At 38.1% G+C, this 21,899-nt stretch carries 21 protein-coding genes and 1 pseudogene; 7 read left to right on the forward strand and 15 right to left on the reverse strand.

The genetic code is table 11. The features are described 5' to 3' along the window. From ACE1TI_RS18405 to ACE1TI_RS18430, 6 genes and pseudogenes are all read right to left on the reverse strand, one after another. A pseudogene (locus ACE1TI_RS18405) lies at positions 1–157 on the reverse strand (electron transfer flavoprotein subunit beta); the annotation flags it as partial. A gap of 42 nt (positions 158–199) precedes the next feature. Next, positions 200–997 carry an enoyl-CoA hydratase/isomerase family protein gene (locus ACE1TI_RS18410; RefSeq protein ID WP_375009004.1) on the reverse strand — a complete coding sequence of 266 codons (798 nt, stop codon included), beginning with the start codon at positions 995–997 and terminating at the stop codon, positions 200–202. A 33-nt stretch (positions 998–1,030) separates the two neighbouring features. Next, entirely contained in the window at positions 1,031–1,954 is a 924-nt protein-coding gene (locus ACE1TI_RS18415; protein ID WP_375009005.1) for a hydroxymethylglutaryl-CoA lyase, read from the reverse strand. Between the two features lie 468 nt (positions 1,955–2,422). Continuing rightward, entirely contained in the window at positions 2,423–3,253 is an 831-nt protein-coding gene (locus ACE1TI_RS18420; protein WP_375009006.1) for an HpcH/HpaI aldolase/citrate lyase family protein, read from the reverse strand. A 34-nt stretch (positions 3,254–3,287) separates the two neighbouring features. Further along, positions 3,288–4,553 (reverse strand): TRAP transporter large permease, encoded by a 1,266-nt coding sequence (locus ACE1TI_RS18425; protein ID WP_375009007.1) that lies wholly within the window; start codon positions 4,551–4,553, stop codon positions 3,288–3,290. Continuing rightward, positions 4,553–5,098, reverse strand: a complete 546-nt coding sequence (locus ACE1TI_RS18430; RefSeq protein WP_375009008.1) for a TRAP transporter small permease — start codon at positions 5,096–5,098, stop codon at positions 4,553–4,555. The genes ACE1TI_RS18425 and ACE1TI_RS18430 overlap by 1 nt, the downstream gene beginning before the upstream one ends. A 376-nt stretch (positions 5,099–5,474) precedes the next feature. Here ACE1TI_RS18430 and ACE1TI_RS18435 point away from each other — a divergent pair, with 376 nt between their 5' ends. Then, positions 5,475–6,524 (forward strand): DctP family TRAP transporter solute-binding subunit, encoded by a 1,050-nt coding sequence (locus ACE1TI_RS18435; protein WP_375009009.1) that lies wholly within the window; start codon positions 5,475–5,477, stop codon positions 6,522–6,524. Positions 6,525–6,887: 363 nt separating this feature from the next. Here the strand turns inward: ACE1TI_RS18435 and pcaC are convergent, their stop codons facing one another. From pcaC to ACE1TI_RS18450, 3 genes are all read right to left on the reverse strand, one after another. Continuing rightward, positions 6,888–7,268 carry a 4-carboxymuconolactone decarboxylase gene (gene pcaC, locus ACE1TI_RS18440; RefSeq protein ID WP_375009010.1) on the reverse strand — a complete coding sequence of 127 codons (381 nt, stop codon included), beginning with the start codon at positions 7,266–7,268 and terminating at the stop codon, positions 6,888–6,890. Between the two features lie 78 nt (positions 7,269–7,346). After that, the gene (locus tag ACE1TI_RS18445; RefSeq protein ID WP_375009011.1) at positions 7,347–8,537 is read right to left on the reverse strand and encodes a CaiB/BaiF CoA transferase family protein; all 1,191 of its coding nucleotides are present in this window, start codon (positions 8,535–8,537) and stop codon (positions 7,347–7,349) included. A 223-nt stretch (positions 8,538–8,760) separates the two neighbouring features. Next, a complete protein-coding gene (locus tag ACE1TI_RS18450) occupies positions 8,761–9,435 on the reverse strand; it encodes a GntR family transcriptional regulator (RefSeq protein WP_375009012.1) in 675 nt (224 codons plus the stop codon). A 203-nt stretch (positions 9,436–9,638) separates the two neighbouring features. Between ACE1TI_RS18450 and ACE1TI_RS18455 the strand changes: the two genes are divergently transcribed. From ACE1TI_RS18455 to ACE1TI_RS18465, 3 genes are read left to right on the forward strand one after another with little or no spacing between them, the layout of a single operon-like run. Continuing rightward, positions 9,639–9,878, forward strand: a complete 240-nt coding sequence (locus ACE1TI_RS18455) for a DUF4003 family protein (RefSeq protein ID WP_375009013.1) — start codon at positions 9,639–9,641, stop codon at positions 9,876–9,878. Then, on the forward strand, positions 9,875–10,411 hold the full coding sequence (locus ACE1TI_RS18460) for a DUF4003 family protein (RefSeq protein ID WP_375009014.1): 537 nt from the start codon (positions 9,875–9,877) through the stop codon (positions 10,409–10,411). The genes ACE1TI_RS18455 and ACE1TI_RS18460 overlap by 4 nt, the downstream gene beginning before the upstream one ends. Continuing rightward, positions 10,396–10,611, forward strand: coding sequence for a hypothetical protein (locus ACE1TI_RS18465; RefSeq protein WP_483860657.1), 216 nt, complete (start codon positions 10,396–10,398; stop codon positions 10,609–10,611). The genes ACE1TI_RS18460 and ACE1TI_RS18465 overlap by 16 nt, the downstream gene beginning before the upstream one ends. A gap of 4 nt (positions 10,612–10,615) precedes the next feature. On the opposite strand, the gene ACE1TI_RS18470 is transcribed toward ACE1TI_RS18465, so the two are convergent. The 3 genes from ACE1TI_RS18470 to ACE1TI_RS18480 all read right to left on the reverse strand — a co-directional run bounded on the left by ACE1TI_RS18470 (position 10,616) and on the right by ACE1TI_RS18480 (position 13,806). Continuing rightward, positions 10,616–11,392, reverse strand: a complete 777-nt coding sequence (locus ACE1TI_RS18470) for a class I SAM-dependent methyltransferase (protein WP_375009016.1) — start codon at positions 11,390–11,392, stop codon at positions 10,616–10,618. Between the two features lie 255 nt (positions 11,393–11,647). Beyond that, positions 11,648–12,541 (reverse strand): putative RNA methyltransferase, encoded by an 894-nt coding sequence (locus tag ACE1TI_RS18475; protein ID WP_375009017.1) that lies wholly within the window; start codon positions 12,539–12,541, stop codon positions 11,648–11,650. Between the two features lie 338 nt (positions 12,542–12,879). Beyond that, on the reverse strand, positions 12,880–13,806 hold the full coding sequence (locus ACE1TI_RS18480; protein ID WP_375009018.1) for a bile acid:sodium symporter family protein: 927 nt from the start codon (positions 13,804–13,806) through the stop codon (positions 12,880–12,882). Between the two features lie 1,014 nt (positions 13,807–14,820). Here ACE1TI_RS18480 and ACE1TI_RS18485 point away from each other — a divergent pair. Together ACE1TI_RS18485 and ddlA are read left to right on the forward strand one after the other, a co-directional pair. After that, positions 14,821–15,924 (forward strand): UDP-N-acetylmuramoyl-tripeptide--D-alanyl-D-alanine ligase, encoded by a 1,104-nt coding sequence (locus tag ACE1TI_RS18485; protein ID WP_375009019.1) that lies wholly within the window; start codon positions 14,821–14,823, stop codon positions 15,922–15,924. A 14-nt stretch (positions 15,925–15,938) separates the two neighbouring features. After that, complete coding sequence (gene ddlA, locus ACE1TI_RS18490; protein WP_375009020.1) at positions 15,939–17,027, forward strand: D-alanine--D-alanine ligase; 1,089 nt, start codon at positions 15,939–15,941, stop codon at positions 17,025–17,027. 132 nt (positions 17,028–17,159) lie between these two features. Here ddlA and ACE1TI_RS18495 read toward each other — a convergent pair whose 3' ends face one another. Then, complete coding sequence (locus tag ACE1TI_RS18495; RefSeq protein WP_375009021.1) at positions 17,160–19,397, reverse strand: S-layer homology domain-containing protein; 2,238 nt, start codon at positions 19,395–19,397, stop codon at positions 17,160–17,162. Between the two features lie 800 nt (positions 19,398–20,197). Here ACE1TI_RS18495 and ACE1TI_RS18500 point away from each other — a divergent pair. Then, the gene (locus ACE1TI_RS18500; protein ID WP_375009022.1) at positions 20,198–20,704 is read left to right on the forward strand and encodes a hypothetical protein; all 507 of its coding nucleotides are present in this window, start codon (positions 20,198–20,200) and stop codon (positions 20,702–20,704) included. A 206-nt stretch (positions 20,705–20,910) separates the two neighbouring features. Here ACE1TI_RS18500 and ACE1TI_RS18505 read toward each other — a convergent pair whose 3' ends face one another. Together ACE1TI_RS18505 and ACE1TI_RS18510 are read right to left on the reverse strand one after the other, a co-directional pair. Then, positions 20,911–21,435, reverse strand: coding sequence for a CotY/CotZ family spore coat protein (locus ACE1TI_RS18505; RefSeq protein WP_375009023.1), 525 nt, complete (start codon positions 21,433–21,435; stop codon positions 20,911–20,913). 264 nt (positions 21,436–21,699) lie between these two features. Next, positions 21,700–21,825, reverse strand: coding sequence for a hypothetical protein (locus ACE1TI_RS18510; protein ID WP_375009024.1), 126 nt, complete (start codon positions 21,823–21,825; stop codon positions 21,700–21,702). Between the last annotated feature and the right edge of the window lie 74 nt (positions 21,826–21,899).

Raw genomic sequence — 21,899 nt, forward strand, 5'->3', positions numbered from 1 at the left:
CGCCATGTTCGTCCCGAAGCACGATCGCTTCTTCAATGGCATACTCATCATACGGGTTAATAATAAATTCTGCGCCTTCTTCATCAATAACTCCGTCATTAATAACTATTTTTTCTTCTGTATCAAAGGTTCTTTTCATAATGACAAAAATATTCATTTATGAGTCCTCCCCCGTTTAAACTAGTAATCTTTAAAATTATTATCTGCCTTGCCAGTTCGGCTTTCGTTTTTCATTAAAAGCTAGAATACCTTCCTGGCGATCTTCAGAATTGGCACATTTGTAATACTGATCTAACTCGATAGTTAGAGCTGTATTAATATCTGTCTCTAAGCCATTGGAAACGGCCTGTTTTATAGATTTTAACGATAAAGGAGCATTTTTTCCAATGTCTCGTGCGATTTCAAGTGTTTTATCCATTAATGTGTCATACGGAACAACATCATTTGCGAGACCCATTTCCTTAGCCTGTTCTGCTTTCATCTGATTTCCTCTGAATAAAGCTTCTTTTGCTAACCCTAGGGGAACAGCCCGGGGCAGTAATTGCGTTCCTCCAACCCCTGGAATAATTCCTAGTGTTACTTCTGGCAGGCCCATCTTGGCATGATCAGCTATAACACGCAGATCGCAGCTTAGCATCATTTCCATTCCGCCTCCAAGAGCGAAACCATTAACAGCAGCAATTACCGGAAATGAAAAATTTCTTAATTTCCCATATGCTTCTTCAAAAATATCGTGCTGCTTTTGCCATTCTTTATTTGTCATTCCTTTGCGTTCTTTCAAGTCAGCCCCAACACAAAAACTTTTATCTCCCTGTGCTGTTAAAATTAATACGCGAATATCATTTAGGTCCTCTAAATATAAAAAACAATCAATCAAATCCCTGGCCATTTGCGTGTTAAGGGCATTCATCGCCTGCGGACGATTTAATGTTAAAGTATAAACCCCCGTGTGATCTTCATCTGGAGTAAGTATAATAGTTTCCCATCTTTCTTCCATTTGTTTCTCTCCCTTCCATATGACAACGTTTTATTAAGGGGAAGGCACCGGATATTTACGGTCAGACTTTCCTGCCTTCAGTACACTGCTTGGTAATTCATGTTCTACTAGTTTTTGGAGTAATGATGAGATCTCGATGAGTGGGTCTAGATGAATGCCTGTATCAATACCCATACTATGCAGCATATGGACAACATCTTCTGTACAAACATTTCCGGTCGCTCCAGGAGCGAATGGACAGCCTCCAAGCCCGCCAAGAGCGGTATCAAAGCTTTTTATTCCCGCTTTAATCCCTGCTAAAATATTAGTAAGTCCCATCCCTCTCGTGTTGTGAAAATGCAGATTAAATGGCTGGTCCGGGTGTTTGTCACGAATGCTTTTAACTAAATTATACACTTGCCTTGGGTTAGCCATCCCAGTAGTATCTGCTAATGTAATAATATTGGCACCAGCGTCAACTAGCTGATCGATAATGGAGTGAATTCTAGATTCTGTGACCTCTCCTTCAAATGGACATCCAAACGTGGTAGCAATGGAGACATCCAGCTTTATATGGTGCTGGTCACAAACCTCTTTCACTTTCTTAAAATTTTTAAGAGAATCATCCGTTGTTTGGCGAATATTTTGCAAATTATGTGTATTGCTTGCTGAGAATACTATGTTAAGCTGCTTTACTCCTGCTTCCTTTGCTTTTTGTATTCCCTTTAAATTTGGAATTAAGGCAATAAGTTTCACATCATCTAATTTTTTTAATTCCGAAAATAATTCCGAGCTGTTAGCCATTTGCGGTACGAGCTTTGGATGAACAAATGAGCCAAACTCCATCGTTTTTATATTGGCGTTTACTAATCCTTCTGCAATTTGCTTCTTTGCATCTACCGATAAAATATTTTGTTCAAGCTGTAATCCATCACGTAAGACCACTTCATTGATTTTCACCGACCTCGGCCAATTCATATTAGCCCTCCTTTGTCTTGTCACCAATTCTAAATGCCGTAGTTTGTCTTTTCTTATTTACCGACACTTTCAAAATTAAAAGTTAAGCCCTTTCATTTTCAGGATATCGTATCCAAAATAATTTGTCTATATATTTATAACTTTTTTAATTTTACGGACAATATGATATATTCTATTAATCTACGTTAAACAAAGGTGTGATGAGATTGAACATTATTTATATCTTTCTTAACATCATTGTCCCAACGTTTTTATTATTGCGGGTATTGGATCCATGATTCAATATACATTTGAGCTTGATTTACATACTCTTGCTAAACTAAATATTTATTATTTAGTGCCTGGTTTTATCTTTCTCCGTTTACGTTTTCATTAGACTTTTAATGTTTTCTTTTTCTTTATTCTCGAATCTTACAAAAACGGCTGCTTTGCAGGAAAATCTCCTACGAGAACAGCCGCTCTTATTTATCAATTATTTGCCGATCGTTGAACAATGGCGATAGCTTGTTTATATACTGGATAATCGATCATTATTCCATCGACCTGAATGGCTGCTACACCTTCGTTTTCTGCTTTCTCAAATGATGTGATTACCTTTTTGGCCCATCTTTGTTCCTTCAAGGAGGGAGAAAATAATTCATTTACCATTCCAACCTGGCGAGGATGAATACACAATTTTGAAAACATCCCTAGCTGCTTCGCCCGCTTTGTTTCTTTTTTTAACCCTTCATCGTCTGAAATATCCACAAAAACCGTATCAATTGGCGGCTCAATATTAGCAGCCCTTGAAGCAACCGTAATGACCGATCGTGGGTATTGAAGCTCATTTTGGTTTTCTGATATGGAAATCCCTAAATCCAGGCAATAATCAACGGCTCCAAATGCTATCCGGGTTACTTTATTCGAAGAACCAGCAATGTTAAAAGCTGCAGAAACACCTTTTGCAGTTTCAATTAATGGTATGATAACTTGCTCTTCTGTTAGCTCATTTGCTATTTCGCAGACTTCTTCGGAGGATTGTGCTTTCGGCATCATTACTCCTGTAAGAGAAAAATCTTTTACTAGTTTCATATCTTCCTTCCAAAAAGGAGTATTAATATCATTTATCCTTAAAAACAGGCTTTTGGACACTGGTCCAAGTCCTTTTAATTGTTCTTCCACCTGTTGTCTCGCTTCTGTCTTTGCATCGACGGCCACTGCGTCTTCCAAATCTATAATGACAGCATCCGCTTTACTATCTAAGGCTTTATTAATTCTTTCTGGCTTGTTACCCGGTACAAATAGATAAGATCTTTCCAAACCTACATTCCTCCCATCCACTGGAACTCAACGATTATTCAGTAAGAAATAACGAAATTTCTGGAAATACAATGATTAATATTAAAACGAAAACGAATAAAACGAAAAAAGGAAGTACTCCCCGTATGACTTGTTCTACTTTTTCTTTGGTTATCCCGCTTACCACAAACAAGTTTAAACCGACCGGAGGAGTAATCATTCCAAGCTCCATATTGACAACCATAATGATTGCAAAATGAAATACATTTATATCTAACGTTGCTAATATTGGTAAAAAGATTGGGAGCGTAATCAAGATAATAGCAGTTGGTTCTAAAAACATACCAAGGACAAAAAACAATAAACTTACAATCAGCAAGAACATCCATTTATTAAACCCGCTTTCGCTTACCCAGGTTGCAAATGACTGCGGAACCTGCTCTGTTGTTAAGAACATTCCAAACACCAGGGCAGCTGCTATGATAAAGAAAATCATCGCTGTGGTGTTAATGGATTCAATTAATATTTTTTTGAACATATTCAAATCCATTTCCCTATAAACAAAAACGGAAATAACTAATGCATACAGTACTGCCACAAACGACGCTTCCGTTGGAGTCACCACGCCTGTGTAAATACCTCCTAGAATGAATACAGGCATTAAAAGCCCCCAAATGGCTTTAAAAGTGGGTCTCCACCGTTTAGCCATTGGAACTTTTTCTAAGCCACCGTAGCCTTTTCGATACGCAACGATAATAGCATAAATAATTAACACGCCACCTAATAGCAAACCGGGAATAATTCCTGCAGAGAACAATTTGCCCGTCGACTGCTCAGAAACCGAACCATAGAGGATGAGTGGAATAGACGGTGGAATTAAAATGCCAAGAGTTCCAGCCGTAGCAACCAACCCCATCGCGTATTTTTTCTCATAGCCTGCATTCACCATCATCGGGATCATAACGGCTCCAATAGCCGCGGCCGTTGCAGGACTGGATCCTGATATTGCTGCGAAGATCATACATGTGACTACCGTTACAATAGACAGGCCGCCTTTTGTATGGCCAATCCATGAGCGGATACAATCTATTAAATATTTCGCAATACCACCTCTTGCCATTATTAACCCAGCAAACACAAACCCTGGAATGGCCATTAACGTGGTACTGTTTACGCCAGAAAACATCTTTTGAACAACACTATTAATAGAAAAGTCAACTAACCACAATGAGATAATACTAGCTAAGCCCAAACTAATGGCTATCGGAACACGCAGGAAAGCAAAGGCAAATAATATGCAAATTAATAGTAATGTCTCCATTATGCTCCCTCCTCGTTTTCTGACTGCTTGTTATTCACGAAAATTTTGACACCTTTTTCAATAAAACGAATCAATAATAGGACTCCACTTATTGGCATGATTAAGTAATTAATCCATATCGGAAAACCAACATCAATGGTGTTAATTCCTTGGTTATAAGCGGTCGAAGTCATGTCGATTCCTGCCACTATAAAAAAGATGCTAAAACCAATTCCCGCCAGAACCGTGATAATTTCAAATAATTTTTGTACGGCAGCTGGTACCCTGTCGTATAAAATATCTATGGCAATATGAGAATCATCTCGAAGAGCCGTAGAAAAACCTATGAAAATCGCCCATACAAGCATCATCGTGAAGATCTCGGTTGCCCAGCTTTGTGATTGTCCTACCACGTAACGCATGAAAACAGAATATAAACTAATCCCAATCCCTACAAGAAAAAACAGTGCTGCGAAAGCGTTTTCAATTTTAGTTAAAATTTTCAACCCACCACCTTTTATTGATTTTATATTAGTTTCATAAAATAATATTATTGGGTGAACCATCGTAGTTGAGCCCCCTCACTCCTCTTATTGTATTTTGGATACATTATAAATTACATCATAATATACATATGAGTTTTCAACAAGTCAAATAATTTTAAAAATAAAAAAATATCAATAAACATTTACTTTTATCAGTAAACATGATAATATGCAATAGATTTCGTATCCAAAAGCCACGAAGCAAATTTCAGATTTTTTTGTTATTCAAAATTTTTTGTCTATATATTAAACTTTAGCCTGTTTTTTATTGGTTTAAATGTAAGCCCTTTCAAATACTTCGAGGCTTTTGGCTGCTGTTTTAGGAGGTGATTTAGTGAAGAGATAAATATTGGAGAAGACTTATTACAATTGATTAAAATTTTAAGGGGGATTATTAATGAAGATTAAGATCTTGGGTTTATTAACATTCATGCTTATCATTGTATTAGCAGCTTGCGGCGGTGAAGATTCTACTGAAGGTGCTGATTCAGAAGGAGAAAACAGTGATATAGAAGAAACCACTATTAAATTTTCTCATGTTGTGGCTGAAAACACACCAAAGCATCAGGGTGCTCTTACTATGAAAGAATACATTGAAGAAGAATCCGGCGGAAAAATTACAGTTGAAATTTATCCAAACAGCTCCCTGTTTGGTGACAAAGATGAATACCAAAACTTAGTTGCAAACAACGTTCAATTTATTGCACCGGATCTATCAAAGTTTGTCGGGAACAACCCTCAGTTTAACGTTCCTTCCTTACCATTTTTATTCGATAACGATGAAGCAGCACTTGATTTCTGGGATGGTGAAAAGGGGCAAGAGATTTTAACTAGTCTTGAAGATGATGGAGTCAGAGGTCTTTATATGTGGCCAAATGGCGGGAAACATGTGACAAATAATGAGAGGCCAATTTCGTCACCTGAAGATTTTCAAGGATTGAAATTTCGTACACAAGGCGGACAAGTACTTGAGGAAATTTATTCAACGATGGGAGCAGGTTCTGAATCTATTCCGTTCGGTGAATTATATACTAGTTTAGACCAGGGTGTAGTTGATGGACAAGAAAACACTTACAGTAACATCGAATCGAAAAAATTTGATGAAGTTCAAAATTACATGACAGTGATGAACCATACGAGAGTTGACTATGCTATATTCACGAATATAGAGTTTTGGGAAGGTATGAATGAAGCTACAAGAGAAATAGTGGAAGCTGGTGTAGAAGAAGGCACTAACGTTGCTCGTGAAGAAGCAATCACTCTTAATGAAGAGGCTTTTGAAACAATAAAAGAACGTGGAGAAGTCGAAATTACAGAATTGTCCCCTGAAGAAATCGAAAAATTCCGTGACGCTTTAGAACCAATTTATGAAGAATTTGAAGAAGATATTGGCTCTGACGTAATTGAGGCTGCCAGGGAGTCAAATGAAGAGCATGGGGAAGGATAAACCGGTGAAACAGAGCTGTCCCAAAGGGGTGGCTCTATTTTTATTTTTTAGTTTGAACGGATCCTCTATCATACAAACTATGATGAACCAATCTGCAGCCGCAATCTTTCTGTAACACTGACCTGCTGAAAGATGAGGATTCAGATAGAGACCTTTTCTCAACTTCTCATTTAACTACCTTAATATAATTAAAAGGAGTTTGAACTCTTATAGTAACCGTACGGTCTTATCAGTTACTACTGCTGGTGACCTTATTTCTTTCACCATTTGACTCCATAAAAAAAATCCTAAAGCAGTCAGGTTCAGCGTTAGAGTTACTCTTTTCCATAACCACTTTAGGTTTTTTCGATTATATTTTAGTTCCTATTCATCTTCTAATTCATTAAACACTTCTTGAGCTGTTCGGAAACTGTCAATTCCAGCAGGAACCCCGCAATATATTGCAGTTTGTAAAAATATTTCTTTAATTTCCTCCTTTGTAACCCCATTATTTAAAGCTCCCCGCACATGCAGTTTAAGTTCATGCGGACGATTCAGAGCTGTAATCATAGCAAGATTCAGCATACTTCTCGTTTTTTTTGAAAGCCCCGACCTGGTCCATACCTCTCCCCAGCAATACTCAGTTACTAATTCCTGCATGTCTCGATTAAAGTCCGTAGCGTTTTGAATAGACTTATCCACGTATTCAGACCCTAACACACTTTTTCTTACTTCAAGTCCTTGTTCAAATCTTTCTTTGTTCAAATAAAAAACCTCCTCATTAATACTCTTAAGATTATTAAAATAAATAATTAAAAATTTTTTAAAACGAAAATACCTGCTTCACCTTTGTATAATTCCTTTATTAATTAATTGATCAATGGTTTCTTGATCGACTCCCCTTTCCTGTAAAATTGCTACAGTATCTTCCCCAAGCAACGGTGGTGATTTTTTAATTTCTAACGGTGTATTAGATAATTGAAAAGGTAAACGGGGAAGTTTTAAATCAGAAATTTTTGGATGATTTACTCCTGTAATCATCTTGGTGTTCGCTGTTTGTGGATTTGTAATAACTGAAGATACCTTTTCAATTACCGAGCTCGGCACGCCTCCATCTTCCAACATATCAATCCACTCATGAGCAGATTTGGTTTTAAAAACCTCTTCAATGGATGAATTTAATTCTTCTCGGTTTTTCACACGATCTATGTTTGTACAAAAACGTGTATCCTCAATCCATTCCTCTTTTCCGAGTACCTTACATAACCTTGCAAATAATGAGTTATTTGAGATCCCAATCATGATGGGGTTATCTGCTGTTTTAAAGGCACCATAAGGAGCAAAAGATGCATGATTAGATCCCATTTTTTTAGGTTCATTTCCTGTAGCCATATAAGCTAACATATGATACCCCATCCAAAAAACACCAGTTTCATATAACGAAGTTTCTACTTTTTGTCCTTCACCTGTATTTTTACGATGGTATAAAGCAGAAACAATTCCGAGCGCTCCCCACATGGCACTCCCCTGATCAAGTATCGACACAGCGGCGCGTGCCACATCCCCGTTTTCAGAACCATTGATACCCATAATTCCAGTATCCGCCTGCACGATCGCATCATAGCCTGGTTTACTGCGTTTATCCCCTGTTTGGCCATAGGCTGATAAAGAGCAGTAAATCAATTTATCGTTAAGCGCTTTCAAATCTTCATAGCCAAACCCCAAACTCTTTGCTTTTCCATACCGAAAATTTTCTACGAACACATCTGCATCTTTGACTAAATCATAGATTAAGCTTTTTCCTTCGTCACTTTTAATGTCAATAACGATGGATCTTTTATTTCGGTTAATATTTAAGTAATAAACACCTACTCCTTCCCACAGTGGACCCATTTTTCTAGAATCATCACCGATATCCGGGCGTTCGATTTTAATTACCTCTGCCCCTAAGTCAGCTAGAATCATTGTTAAACTCGGCCCAGAAATATTGGTTGTAATATCAATGACTTGAATTCCTTGCAAAGGACCTGCCATAGCCTCTCCCTCCTCAATTTTCCTCAAATTACTTTAAACTAACCTGCTTATATTTACAGGATACTGGATACAATATCTTTTGTCCATAGTATTTTAGATGTGAGAATCAGATAACTATGAATATTCTTTATTTTTAAGGGAGTAATATATAAAAACCCGAATTTCAGATTATTGATTGTTCATCTGAAGTTCGGGCAGTTTCACACATTTAAATATTAACTTATTAATCTTGTTTATGTTTCATAACAAACCGGATGAGGTATTCCTGAGTCCTTAAAATATGCTTCTCCATCGTTTCTCTTAGTTGTTTTGGTTTATTTTCTTTCACATACTGTACCATTAAATAATGTTCTTGATGAGATTCCTCTAAATGGTTGGAAAGCAGGCTTGGTGTATACGGAGGAATTCCCTTCCAAAGTGTTTCAATAATTCCATGAATACGTCGCCAAGGACATCCTTCTCTCAAAATCTTATGAAAATGAGCATTTAATTCCATGTATTCTTCTACATCTTTTTCACTTGCTTCTAATGAAATCATTTGTTCATATAGGCTTTCTAAATCCTTAATTTCTTCTTTACCTAAATTCGGTAAGGATTTTTCAACCGCTTGTCCTTCTAACAAAGCCCTTAACTGATAAATTTCTTCAATGTCCTCCACAGAAATTGGTGTAACAATAGCTCCGCGGCGGGGTTCTGTTCGAACTAATCCCTCTACTTCCAGCTGCCTGATTGCTTCACGAATCGGCATTCGGCTGACTCCAAGCTTCTCTGCCCATTCTTCTTGAATGAGACGTTCTCCTACCTTAAATTGTCCCTTTAAAATAGCTTCTCGTAGTTTCGTAGTAACTCTATATTGTAGTGTTGCCCTATCTTCATCTGTTAAGCGAAACTGCTCCATTTTTTCACCCCGGCATATTCATCTTATTTTCTTCAGTATAAAGATATTTGATATTGGATTCAAGATTCAACACGTGATTAGAATTATCATTGTACGGGGTTCCAGGATTCACAAAAAAAGACAATACTATCCTAATGAACGATTGAAACCAATATAGTTTTCAATCGTAAAAAATACAAGAAAACGAGAGAGGGGAAGTAACATTGAGTTCAGCAAAAATTAAAAAATTCGTAGAGATATATGAGAAGCTGAAAAAAGAGATGAAATGGAAAGTAACGGATAAACGCATTTTGATGACGATTGCTTCAATGTATGTGATGAACGATAAACCTTTTCATTTCGAAAGAATGATGCAGCTTGCAGATCAGATTAAAAAGCGTGCTGGCATGTTTTCCTCTATGAAATCATATCCACGATTTACAACGGCTGCTCTATTGGAGTGAAGACGGAAACTCCAGAAGCAAAAATTACCGAGCTTTTCAAATTATATAAAACGTTTAGAAATGCCACATTTAAAAGCGGAGTTAATACGTATTTAGCCGCTTCCACTTTATTAACCCAGGACCATTCTGACCTGGACACCAAGAAAATCGTTGGGAAAACAAGCGATATTTATGAAGGCATGAAAAAAGAACATCCCTTTTTAACCGGTACGAGCGATTATCCGCTTGCAGTGCTGCTTGCTTTGGAAAAGCGACCCGGGATGATCGAACATATTGAAAGGTTCTATAAACAATTAAGCAAAAATGGCTTTAGTAAAGGCAACGATTTGCAATTTTTAAGCCACATCCTTTCTTTGAGCAGCCAGGAAAACCACCAGACGCTCGTTCAACGGGCGGTAGATGTTTTTCATGCGTTTAAACAAGAAAGAATAAAGCCGAAAACAATGTATTACCCTGTAATCGGCATGCTTGCTTTGCTTCCTTCTGACCTATTCGAGATGAAAAAACCATCCGGGAGATGTACGAAGAGCTGAATGCCATTAAATACTTTAAATGGCAAAAAGACATGAATGTTATGATGGCTGTCAGCTTTTATGTGAACGAACGAATCGAACAAACGGGGCTTGCAGAAACGAGTCTGTTACTAGAGTCGATCCTTCAGGCCCAGCAGGCCGTAATGATTGCCACTGTTACTGCATCTGCTGCAGCATCAACGAACAGCAGTAATAATTAATCATTTATGGCTTTAGGGCTTTTAAAAGAATAGATTCGCCCTGGAAAGAATAAACCGTTTCACCTTTTGTTACTATGTTAAATTTCTTATGGCACACAGGAGCAGCATTTAACATGTATTGAGCTAACGATGTTTTCTTTTCGTCTGAAAGATTCATTCGGCTGCACCAATCATCAAATATAAAGGTTTTAGGGAAACGGTGCCACTCTTCTATTTCAAACCCTGCTGTTTCAATAAACTTGATCCACTCCGACTTTTTCCATGCCCTGTAATGGCTGTAGTCTCTTCTTTTTTCCACTTCATTATAAAATTCATCCAATTCCTGTGCTTCTGGTGCAGTATTATCAATAAGCAGGAATTGGCCTCCTTCTTTTAATACGCGAGATGTTTCCGATATAAATGCGTTTAAATTAGGAAAATGATGCGGAGCAATCCTGCAGGTTACTACGTCAAACACCTTATCCGAAAAAGGTATTTTTTCGGCGTCCCCCTGGATATACTTTACATTGCTGCGACCATTTTTTTGGTGGAATGCTTTTGCGGCAGCTAATATTTCTGAGGTTAAATCAAAGGCCGTCACTTCCCGGGTGAAAGGAGCCATTGCATTTGCGACATGGCCTCCCCCAGTTGCTACATCCAAGACTTGTTCTGTTCCATTGAGCTGTGCAATCTCGATTAATTTCTTTAAATCTTTTCCTCCAGCGTGCCAGGAACTTGACACATAGTGAGCAGCATTGCTTCCAAACTGTGTACGCACATTGTCCTTGTTTGATGAACTCATTCCTCCCCCCTCCTAAACCTGCATCTTTTATCATTAAATTATATTATAAAATTTTCAACTTTCCATTTTTATCTCAGCTGTACTTGCTTAGTTACTGCCTTTCCTCTCTATCTCTGCTTTCGGTCTTCATGCTTTATCTTTCTTTCTTATGTCTCGGGCTTTAAAATTGTTGCCTAGCGAAAAAAGGACAAGCATCGAGCAAGCAAGAAAAAGGATTATTCCTTATTTCCGAGACAACCCCTTTTGCATTTTCTATTACTTTTTCTTCCCAATGAAAACATCTAAATCAACGGTTATATCTTGAGTGGAAACCTTGTTTAAATAAGAACGAACATGTTTATCAGGTATGTCCCATGTTAAAGGTGTCATTTTAATTAGGTTTTGAAGAGATGCATGATTAAGGTTTATTTTATAATGTATATTTGTATGGTTGATAACATGGAAATTGTTTTTAAAATGATCCACTGTTTCTGCATTAGAATAAGGATTATTCTCTGATTCATGAAAGAAAGATTTTCTTAATTCTTTTAAGTACTGTTGCTGCGGTACAACTTTTATCAAGATACCATCCATTTTTAACAACCTATTGAATTCTGCGTAGTTAGAAGGAGATAAGATGTTAAAAATAACGTCAAACTGATCATTTTGAAACGGTGCTGCTGCCAGGTCAGCCACGGTCCAGACTTTACCGCTGTGCTGTTTCGATGCTTCTCGTACACCTTCTTTAGAAAGATCCATTCCAACTCCTGTGACGTATCTATGAAATCTGGAAAGAACAAAATCGCAAATACGGGAGAATAGTGAACCTTCTCCGCAGCCCGCATCGAGAATGAATATGTTCTCTTTTTTTGCAGGTGCATACCGATTTATCCCTTCTGCGAGGGTTTCAGTTAATGGCACAAAAAAACGATCACTATCGATAATCTTTCGCCGTGCTTCGAAAAGCTCTCTGCTGTATTTTGTTTTTACAGCCTGACTAGTCAAATTAACATAGCCCTGTTTCGTAAAATCAAAGCTATGCTGGTTTGAACAAACGAGGCTTGCCAATTCCATAACCTGCATGGAAGAACCACAATGAGGACATTGAAAAATCGACTCAACGTTACTTACAAACTGTGCACGCTGCATTCGCTTGTTTAACTTTGTCAAGGTGCTCACCTCATTCATTCGTTATTTTAAAAATAGGGCAATAATCCGCTATAAAACTTTCCCAGTCTTTATCGATAACGAATGAATTGAATAATCATATAAATAACTCCTTTAAAGGATAATGGTATACTCTATCTATTGTATCAGCAGTAAGTGGAATAGCAATTTTTTATTAAGCTTCCAATACTTTGCGCTTCATTCGGGCAAATTTCGAGGTGTCCAGAACAACAAAAATATTTATGAGCAGGGATACCACTAATATCTCCTGTGAAAAAGTAATGACAGTATTAATAATTGTTTCGAATGAAATCAAATAATCTAGGAAACAGATAATAAGTCTACTTTTTGTTTCGAAAATAGTTAGAGACCAGCGCTCCAAGAGATAGATTAATAATCGTATTGATAATTGGAGGGACTGCACCAAGCTCTCCTATGAATTCGAAAGCTAAAATAGCAGCCAGCGCGGTATTGCACAGACCAACATGAAAGAGAATAGCTCGGGCATCTTCTTCGGCTGTGCGCCATTTTTTGGCTATATAATAAGCCAGGGCCATCGGCAGCAATACTTGAATAAGAATGACTCCAACCATTAAAGGAACAACATCCAAACGAGTTGCAACAGCCTCTTTTCCCTCTCCCACAATGATATGAACGATTAATAAAAGAGATAGAGATGAACCAAACTTGGTCATATTTTTTGAATAGTCTACGGACTTGGGCCACACACGTTGAATAAATATCCCTAATGATAAAGGAAGGATCACAATGAGCAAAAATGATTGAAATAAATCAATAAACGTAATTACAACCTGATTTCTCGGTATGCTCATCATTGCCAATACCGTGACTACAGGACTTATTGCTGTATCTAACAGGGATCCCACAATAACTAGAGCGGTATTTCCACCAGCTAAAAAAGTATAAAGGGTTGCTGCAGTGGCACTTGGAACAGTCCCTGACAAGATAATCCCTGCGGCTATTTCAGACTCCGCAGTAAAGAAGAGATTCGCTAATGCAATAGATATTAGTACCGTCAGGGTCCATTTTAATAACGCTGCTATGAAAATTTCTTTTTTCTTACTGCCTATCCCCCTGATAGCTTCCATGTTCATAGAAAGGCCCGTAAAGAAAATGACTACTCCGAGAAGCACACTTGGCACCCATGAAGCAGTATCCAAATGAATAGGAGAAAAATAAGTAAAGGTTGCAAGTAGTACAATAAGAAAGGAGAGTAGTTGCGAAAGAATTTCATTTATTTTATTCATGACACTTTTTCCTTTTTTATTTATTACTAATGAAATTATGCCATAAAGAAAACTATTAAGCTATGGATCACTTGGGACCCTAGTAATCGTTAGAGGATTTATTATAAACGATAGGAGACCTCCCCTCTGACCGATGAAGGTCTATTCGCTATAGGGTGGGGTGTTTAGATATTTTTCCAAAATATTCAAACATTGTTGGATCTCTATTTCTGTAACAGCCCCAATATTTGCGATGCGAAAGGATCTGCAGGAGTCAGTTTTCCTCGGTAAATGATGATTCCGTGTTTGGCTAAAACTCATGCATACCTTCAAATGTATAGGAGTCCTTGGCTGGCTCATAAATTGCAGTTACAAGTTTGGAATGATACTCGAGTGCTACTACTGGCGATAGCCCTACTTTTTTAAACCATTCATTAGTACATTCCAAGAGCGGGTATACCTTTCATATCTTTTGCCTACCCCTGCTTCTAGAATTCTTTCAAGGCAGCGTTTAATGCATGAAGCGTCTGAATAGTTGGGGTGAAGCGAAAAACATGAAAATTTTCAAAGTGTAAAAATTGCTCATAAAGATTTAAATCCCAGTTTACTAATTTTTGAAGAGACAAGAGCAATCAAACGTTGGAATTCGTTTTCTCTTGGACTCATATCAGGAATAACCTGTGCCTGCTTTACCTGTTCCGTCGTGGTAACCAAGCCCAGGAATCAAAAGAAAATGCCGATTCCCTTTCTTCATTTTTCTCCCCCTTCTTACGTTTTTTCGTCTCCTATTTTTATCATCTAAAAATCTATTAACTGCTTCTCTATTTTCCATAATATTCTTTGCTGTTTGAATAAGTTAGGGCCGATGGCCGTTGGTGAATCCCTATCTTTTTCATACAGTACGGCTGATTTATTTGTTATCGCTATATAGTTAGGAAGGCCTTTTTTTATGAAACTAGGGACCTTCATTGCACAAGCTCTATTTACAAAAATAAGATACATAGAAATGATAAAACTCTTTAGGGAGGGAATTGTATGGCACCTATCATTCCTAAAATTCCTGCCATTGGTGTAACAGGAAGTGCCGGCAAGTCAACAACCACTGCACTTATCTACTACATTTTTAGAACCAAGTGGAAACATGTATTGAAAACTCCCGGGACGAAGAATCTGCCGAAACACACAAAGGAAAATTCCGAAAAGATTAAGCCGTATCATAAAGCAGTCATTTTAGAAATGGCAGCAGGGCATAAGCATTTTCGTTATATTAAACCTAATTTTGGGGTTATTACCAATATCGGAACAGCCCATTATGGGAGATTAGGAAACAGCATAAAAAAAACCGTCCGAGCAAAATCCGGAATGATTAAATATATGAATCCGAACGGAACATTGCTGCTAAATGAAGATGATAAAAATTCTAAACTTCTTTCTACAAAGTCATTTAAAGGAAAGCTTCTAACCATAGGGATAAAAAATCGAGCTGATTATCAAACTGAAAATCTTCAATATTCCAAACAGGGGATGACTTTTAACGTTCGTTTAAATGGTAAATTAGAAAGCTTTTTTCTTCCTACCTTTGGCGAGCACAATGTAATCAATGCGCTGTTTGCTATTGCAATTGCCCATCAGCTGCGTTTTTCCCCACGTGAAATAAGAACAGGGCTGAAAAAATTTAAACCCCGCAGGCGAAGATTAAATGTCACTTCTTTACCTAATAGATCTCTTTTATTAGATGATACCTTTAACGCAAACCCTCAAGCAGTTAAAGCAGCAACGGATGTCCTCGTAAAATTGGGGGAAGACAAGAAAAAAATAGCTGTTATAGGCAGCATGTTGGAATTAGGAAAGTACTCTAAGAGAGGGCATCAAGAGGTAGGAAAGTATTTAGCTGGTAAAAATATGTACAGGATTTTTGTTTATGGAAAACAAGCGAAGGAAATAAAAAGAGGAGCTATCAACCATGGATATCCTCCCGAAAACATTTTTGCATATACCAGCCGTAAACAACTACACAAAAAGTTAAAAAGCTATCTCTCTTCTGACACTGTCTTTTTAATAAAAGGATCTTCTCAAATGAAAATGAAAGAAACGGCAAGATTTATTAAAAAGTATGGTCTAAAGGCTAAAAAAAGATAGAAAGGAGGGTCATGATGAAACAAAAAGTAGGGCTGCTTTTTGGGGGAAATTCATCGGAACATCAGGTTTCTTTGCAGTCAGTAAAAAGTGTTTATGAAGCTATCGATAAAGATAAATATGACGTTTTTCTTATTGCAATAGAAAAAGAAGGAAATTGGTTTCTGTGCGATAACATAGAAACGTGTCTTTTAAATACCAATGAACCTAACATGATAAAATTATCGAATACAGGCAAGCGCATTGCAATCATTCCTGGGGAAAAGAGAAGTCCATTTCTTAAGCTGCCAAATGCTTCTCCAATTGAAAAAGTGGATGTCCTTTTCCCTTTGGTTCACGGCGGTTTAGGAGAAGATGGCAGTATGCAGGGATTATTGCGGTTTGTTAATATACCGTTTGTCGGACCTAGTGTTTTAGCTTCGGCTGTATGCATGGATAAAGACTTCACTAAACGTCTGCTCCGGGATGCAGGACTACGGGTAGCTCATTCCTTAACATTCACAAGAGAAACAAAGAATACTATCCATTTTAGAGAAGTAAAAGCGAAGCTAGATACCCCATTGTTTATAAAACCAGCCAATCAAGGATCTTCTGTCGGGATAAGTAAAGCGGAAACAGCTGAAGAATTCTATCAGGGAATTGAAAATGCTTTTAGCTATAGCAACAAAATTATAGTCGAAGAAGCAATAGCAGGTAGAGAAATAGAGTGCGCATTATTAGGAAATGAGCAGCCAATTGCATCTATACCCGGAGAAATAGCAAATAAACAATCTTTCTATTCTTATGAAGCCAAATATATCAATGAAGATGGGGTACAATTAATTATTCCTGCCGACCTTGATAAAGACACTACCGGCAGAATCCAAAAAGAAGCAATAAAAGCGTTTAAAGCTTTACAATGTGAGGGTATGGCCAGGGTCGATTTTTTTATGACCCCGGACCAAAAATTGATTATTAATGAGATCAATACACTCCCTGGTTTTACAAAACTGAGCATGTTTCCTAAATTATGGGAAGCAAGCGGCCTTTCCTATCCTGAACTTATTAATACACTCATTCATTTAGCCTTGGAAAGACAAAAAAATAACGAAACCTTAAAAAGCTGAGAATAACATCTTGGCTTTTTGCTTTAATGTGCCGAGTCGGAAAAATAACGAATGTACCTCCTCATCCAAACACAAAGACCCCCTCACCACCACCAGGGCAGCACGAAGGCCTGTTCTTATAGAATTTCTTCATTAATAACTTTTAGAAAAATATTCATCTGAATCAAGAAAGACAGTCAATTGAGCTCTTGTAGTAGGATTAGATGCACGGAAAGTATTATCTTCTTCATATCCATCTGCAATACCTGCTACAGTGATAGCAGCTATGCCTTCATAAGCCCAGTGGTCTTCGCTGACATCTCTGTATTCTGCTTCTGTTTCTTCCACCGGTAAATCATAGGCCCGTTGCAACACGAGAGCCATTTGTCCGCGTGTTAACATTTCATCCGGACGGAACCCTTCATCCCCTAGTCCCATCCAGCCTTCTTCATACATAGCAGCTATTTCATCATAATACTTGTGATCTTTAGATACCCCTGCCGAACCTGGAAGGTCTGGAACATCGCTAGTGTCTAATTCAAAGGCTCTTGTAAGCATCACAGCAACATGCTCGCGTGAAATTTCATCATTCGGGCGAAACATTCCATCACTATATCCTTTGATAACTTCCTCTGCAGCCAGTCGTTTAATGGAATCATACGCAAAATGTCCTTCTGTAACATCACTGAAATTCGGGATATCTGAAGGTTCTTCGTTTTCTTCACTGTAAATTCCAAATTCCCGCGGATACTCATCCAGTTCCGGGGCGTAGCAAGTAACTTTATTGCCGCCAGTCATCTGTTTACTCGAAGCCGGAGTAGTTTCTCCATTTTTACTGTTTGATCCTTCTGGCAAACGGATGCCATAGCGTTCCCTCGTTTCTTCTTCGACTTTAATGGTCAATTCCATTCCAAGATCAAGGCTTTCCAACAGTCGTTTTTGTACATTTTCCGTAATAAGCTCCTGAGCTTCGTTATCTTTACCTGCTTTATATAGTGCCTGTGCCTCTGCTTCCAATTCATCACGTTCAGCAAGCATCTCCATTTCAAAACTTTCAATTTCACCGATTACATCATGCAAAAAATCTTTAGGATGTTCACATGTATAGTACATAAGGCGCTTAAATTGACGTACAGCTGAACGTGTGGCTTCTTGATGAGCATACTCCTCTGCTAAAAAATCACTGTCAGCATCCTTTGTCATATAACGGTGCTGCAGGAATTCTGGCGGCACTTCCTCTGTAGCAATAGGGATCGGCACATAAGGAGTAGTAATAGATCCCGTTGTGGCAAGCCACAATGTCTGTAATTCATCTTCTACATCAGGCCGGATATGAGCGACTTGACCGTAACCAGAAAAATCATTGGACCAGCGCGGATCCCTTACATGAGCCATCATATCTTCTAAACTGAGCTCTCCCATTTCCTCTAATTCCTCTTCCCTTTCGTGGGGCATTCGGGCGGCTGTATAATGATCGTCCTCATTACTCACTCCTTCTCCAGGAAAAGGAGTACCATAAATTTCCTGAAGATCTACATATTCTTCATCTTCATCTGGTTCCCACCAACCTTGCTCTTCTGCAAAATCTAATAGGTTGCTAGAAGCCATATAATTTTCATTATCCTCAAAATCGACTGCAAATTCATTAATATAGCCGGGATAAGAAACACGAATCTCATCAGAGCCAAGACGCTTAGCAGCCCACAGTCCCTGGCCGCCGGCATAATTGATTAATATCCAGCCTTCGTTTTCATCTGCAAATAAATGCGAGTTGCCGCCGTAGGTAGTAAAGCCGTATTCATCGATGAGTCCGCCAATGATTTCCACAGCCTCCCTCGCTGATGTAGCTCTTTCCATCGCAATCCTGGCAAGGTCACTATACTGCGGGCCAGTCTGCGGATCTGGTGTCATCTCTACCAATTCTTCCCGGGAAGGAGACCAAATGTCGCGAGCTGCTACACCGTGTTCATTCAATCCACCGTTGGTCAATGGTGGAGGAAAACCAGCAAATTCTGAATAACTAGAACTAATGTATTTACTGGTCTCTTTCACTTGAGGAATTTCGGTTAGTTCCCCTGGAAGCCTCGCTTCTTCGGTGGCACCTACTTCTATGGTAGCCCCCTCTTCATGTTCTTGGGCTGGTACAATATCAATCCAATGACTGGATGGTTCATGGCCAAAACCAGCTAAGATGGTGGACCCGTCCTCTGTTCTTTCCTTACCTATGTAAAAACCGATACTCTTTGATGGATGTTGATACGCTTCCTTTTCTTCTTCCACCGGCTGCGCTTCTTCAGCTTTTGCGTTTTTATCCACTGCTAGATATGCTGCGCTGCCAGAAAGCCCTATAACAGCTAATACAGTCAAGATAGACTTTGAGTAAACTTTCATCCTATCGTTCCCCCTCTTTTCATATTATTAGTCCAGTACTTCCTATCCTTGGCAGCCATTTTCCTTGAAGAATAGATTGTCTGCCAGGCAGATAGATAGATAGAAAATACCTAAACCTAATCTTTTCGCCAAATTTTGACATCAAACAAACTTAATTTACAATTAAAATACTAAAAGATCAAACAATAACTTATTCTATGAGAATCTATCCAATTTAATAAAACAAGTATATCTTTCCAATACTCTGTTTTTCTTAATTTTAAAATAATATTACTTTTGCGCTTTTTAAGGCAAACAATTGAGCATTCGTTTTACCGATACCAGAACCGGCTCCTGTGATGAGTGTAACTTTATGATGTATTGACATCTTTTCTCCCCCCTATTTGATAGATTACATTCATTGACCCAAGGATGACCCATACGAGCAGTGATCATTTTTAGGGCAGGAAAGGATCTTGCAATCGCGTCTAAAAATGCCGGTCGAGATGCTCCCTACAGATTTATAGCGCCCATTCAGCATGGGTCCCCCCCTGGTAAATATAGAAGGGATGCAGCCATAAGCTGAGCAACGCCATCGATGGGATGAGCTTTCATGATTTCGCACCTCCAAAACAATTCCATTAAAAATCCTTAAAAACCGAAAATTCCTTATCCCTTGCTCCTTTTTATTCCCTTGGTAAAAAAACGTCGACAATTGTAAAACGATTATTACAGGGATTTTGTTTATTTCGTAGAAAGCTATAATAAAAGGTAAACCGCATTGCAAACCTTGGCAAAAATACAGAAGGAAGGTGAATGGTATGTGGAATGGTATGTGGAATAGTATGTTAAAATGGGTGCCTTATAAAGAACAAAGTATGTGTGAAAGAAAGCTTGCAAAGGTCATGAAACGTTTGAAAATTGAAAATTATAATTTCAACTGGGACCGCGTCAGCTGTGTGGTAGAATTTCGTTATAAGGAAAAGTCGTACAAGATGGAGCATTCTGTTCAAAAAGCGAAACAAAAAGGTATTATTTTAAGAAATGGGTTGGATTGCTTAAATGAGATGATTGAAACGCTTGACGACCTTTGTGAAATTATTGATAGAGGAACCTTTAAACTTGAGACCTGGATTGCCGGTATGAATCAATCACCATCCGAAGAAGAAGTGCCAGAATACGAAGAAGAATTTCATATTCGTTATAAATCATTAGCGAAACAAAATCACTCCGAAAATGATAGAAATGAATTTGTTCCGGTTGCATCTGAATCGTCATTAAGAAATTTTGATCGAAGTCATATTCTCCACCGAGCTCAGCGTAAATAGAAGTTTTGTAAATATGCCATTACTAGCCATAAATATACATTTTCCATTACATCTTTCTTTAAATATCCAACATGGTTAAACAGGCTTAAGTGCTTGAACAGGGCGCCTATCTTAAGGGCGCCTTTTTTAAAACAACAATTTAAAAAAGGAAAGGCAGGTAAAGACGTAAGATTTGCTCCTATCCTGCCTCTTTTTTGTGTAGATTGTTAATAGTGGCGTGTTTTTTTCATATCAGCTTCTAAAAGCTCCGGATCAAGACATTGAATCGCACAGAAACAATCAAGATCCACTGTAATGCAATCCCTCGTACGCTCAAGCTCAACAATGTCGCATAAAGAAGCGGGGTCTACACAGCATTTGTCAAAATCAGGGCCCATATCCGGGCGCAGTAAAGATAAAGTAGCACAACCACTGCATTTATCCACTTTCTCTACACGGAAAAAGACAGTTTGAAAGCAATCATTTCTACCAATACCTCCCGTTGCATGGAAGTATTCTCCACTTTTGTTTTGAAGGGTAAATGGTATCGTATCCAATCCATTGTTATTTCCGATCGGGCTTAATAAGCTGTCAATGCAGCTGTTTCTACATCTTCCCCTCTTATCCGCCTCGTCTTGAGCTTCTTTTATCTTAACTACTGCATCCAATACGCAGCTGTCTTTCTTTTTGGATCGTTCCATTTCATGATTATCTATACTTTCTGTTTCAGAACTTCTATTTTTACGTCCCATGTTTTACCTCTCCTTTCTTTATTCTTAATTAGCATATACATCACTACCCATACGGATATAGACGATTCGGCAGAAATAAAGAAAAAAGGCTGGAGCCGTTCAATATGGAACTTTCCTTTATTTATATCTTTGTAGATTTGATCAATCATTTTTATTAAATAAAAAAAGACGCTTTATGGGAAAGGGAAAGCGTCTCAGACTCCTATTGATATCTCATAATGAAGAAATTATGAATCCGAATAATCTTGAACAAATCCCAATTCGTTACCGTCCAAGTCTAGTATAGTAAATTTTCTGCTCCCATAAGCGGTAGAAAATAGCTCCTCCACCACTAATAGATTTGCTTAACTCTTTTACGTTTGCTCGGGAATGCATAAGCTTTGTTTTCATGCTTTCATCTCCATTCATCCTTATATTTTTCATTTTTCCTCATTGTTTCCTCAATACCAATTATTTCAAATTAA

This window comes from Alteribacillus sp. JSM 102045, from assembly GCF_041949975.1.
Classification (GTDB): domain Bacteria; phylum Bacillota; class Bacilli; order Bacillales; family Marinococcaceae; genus Alteribacillus.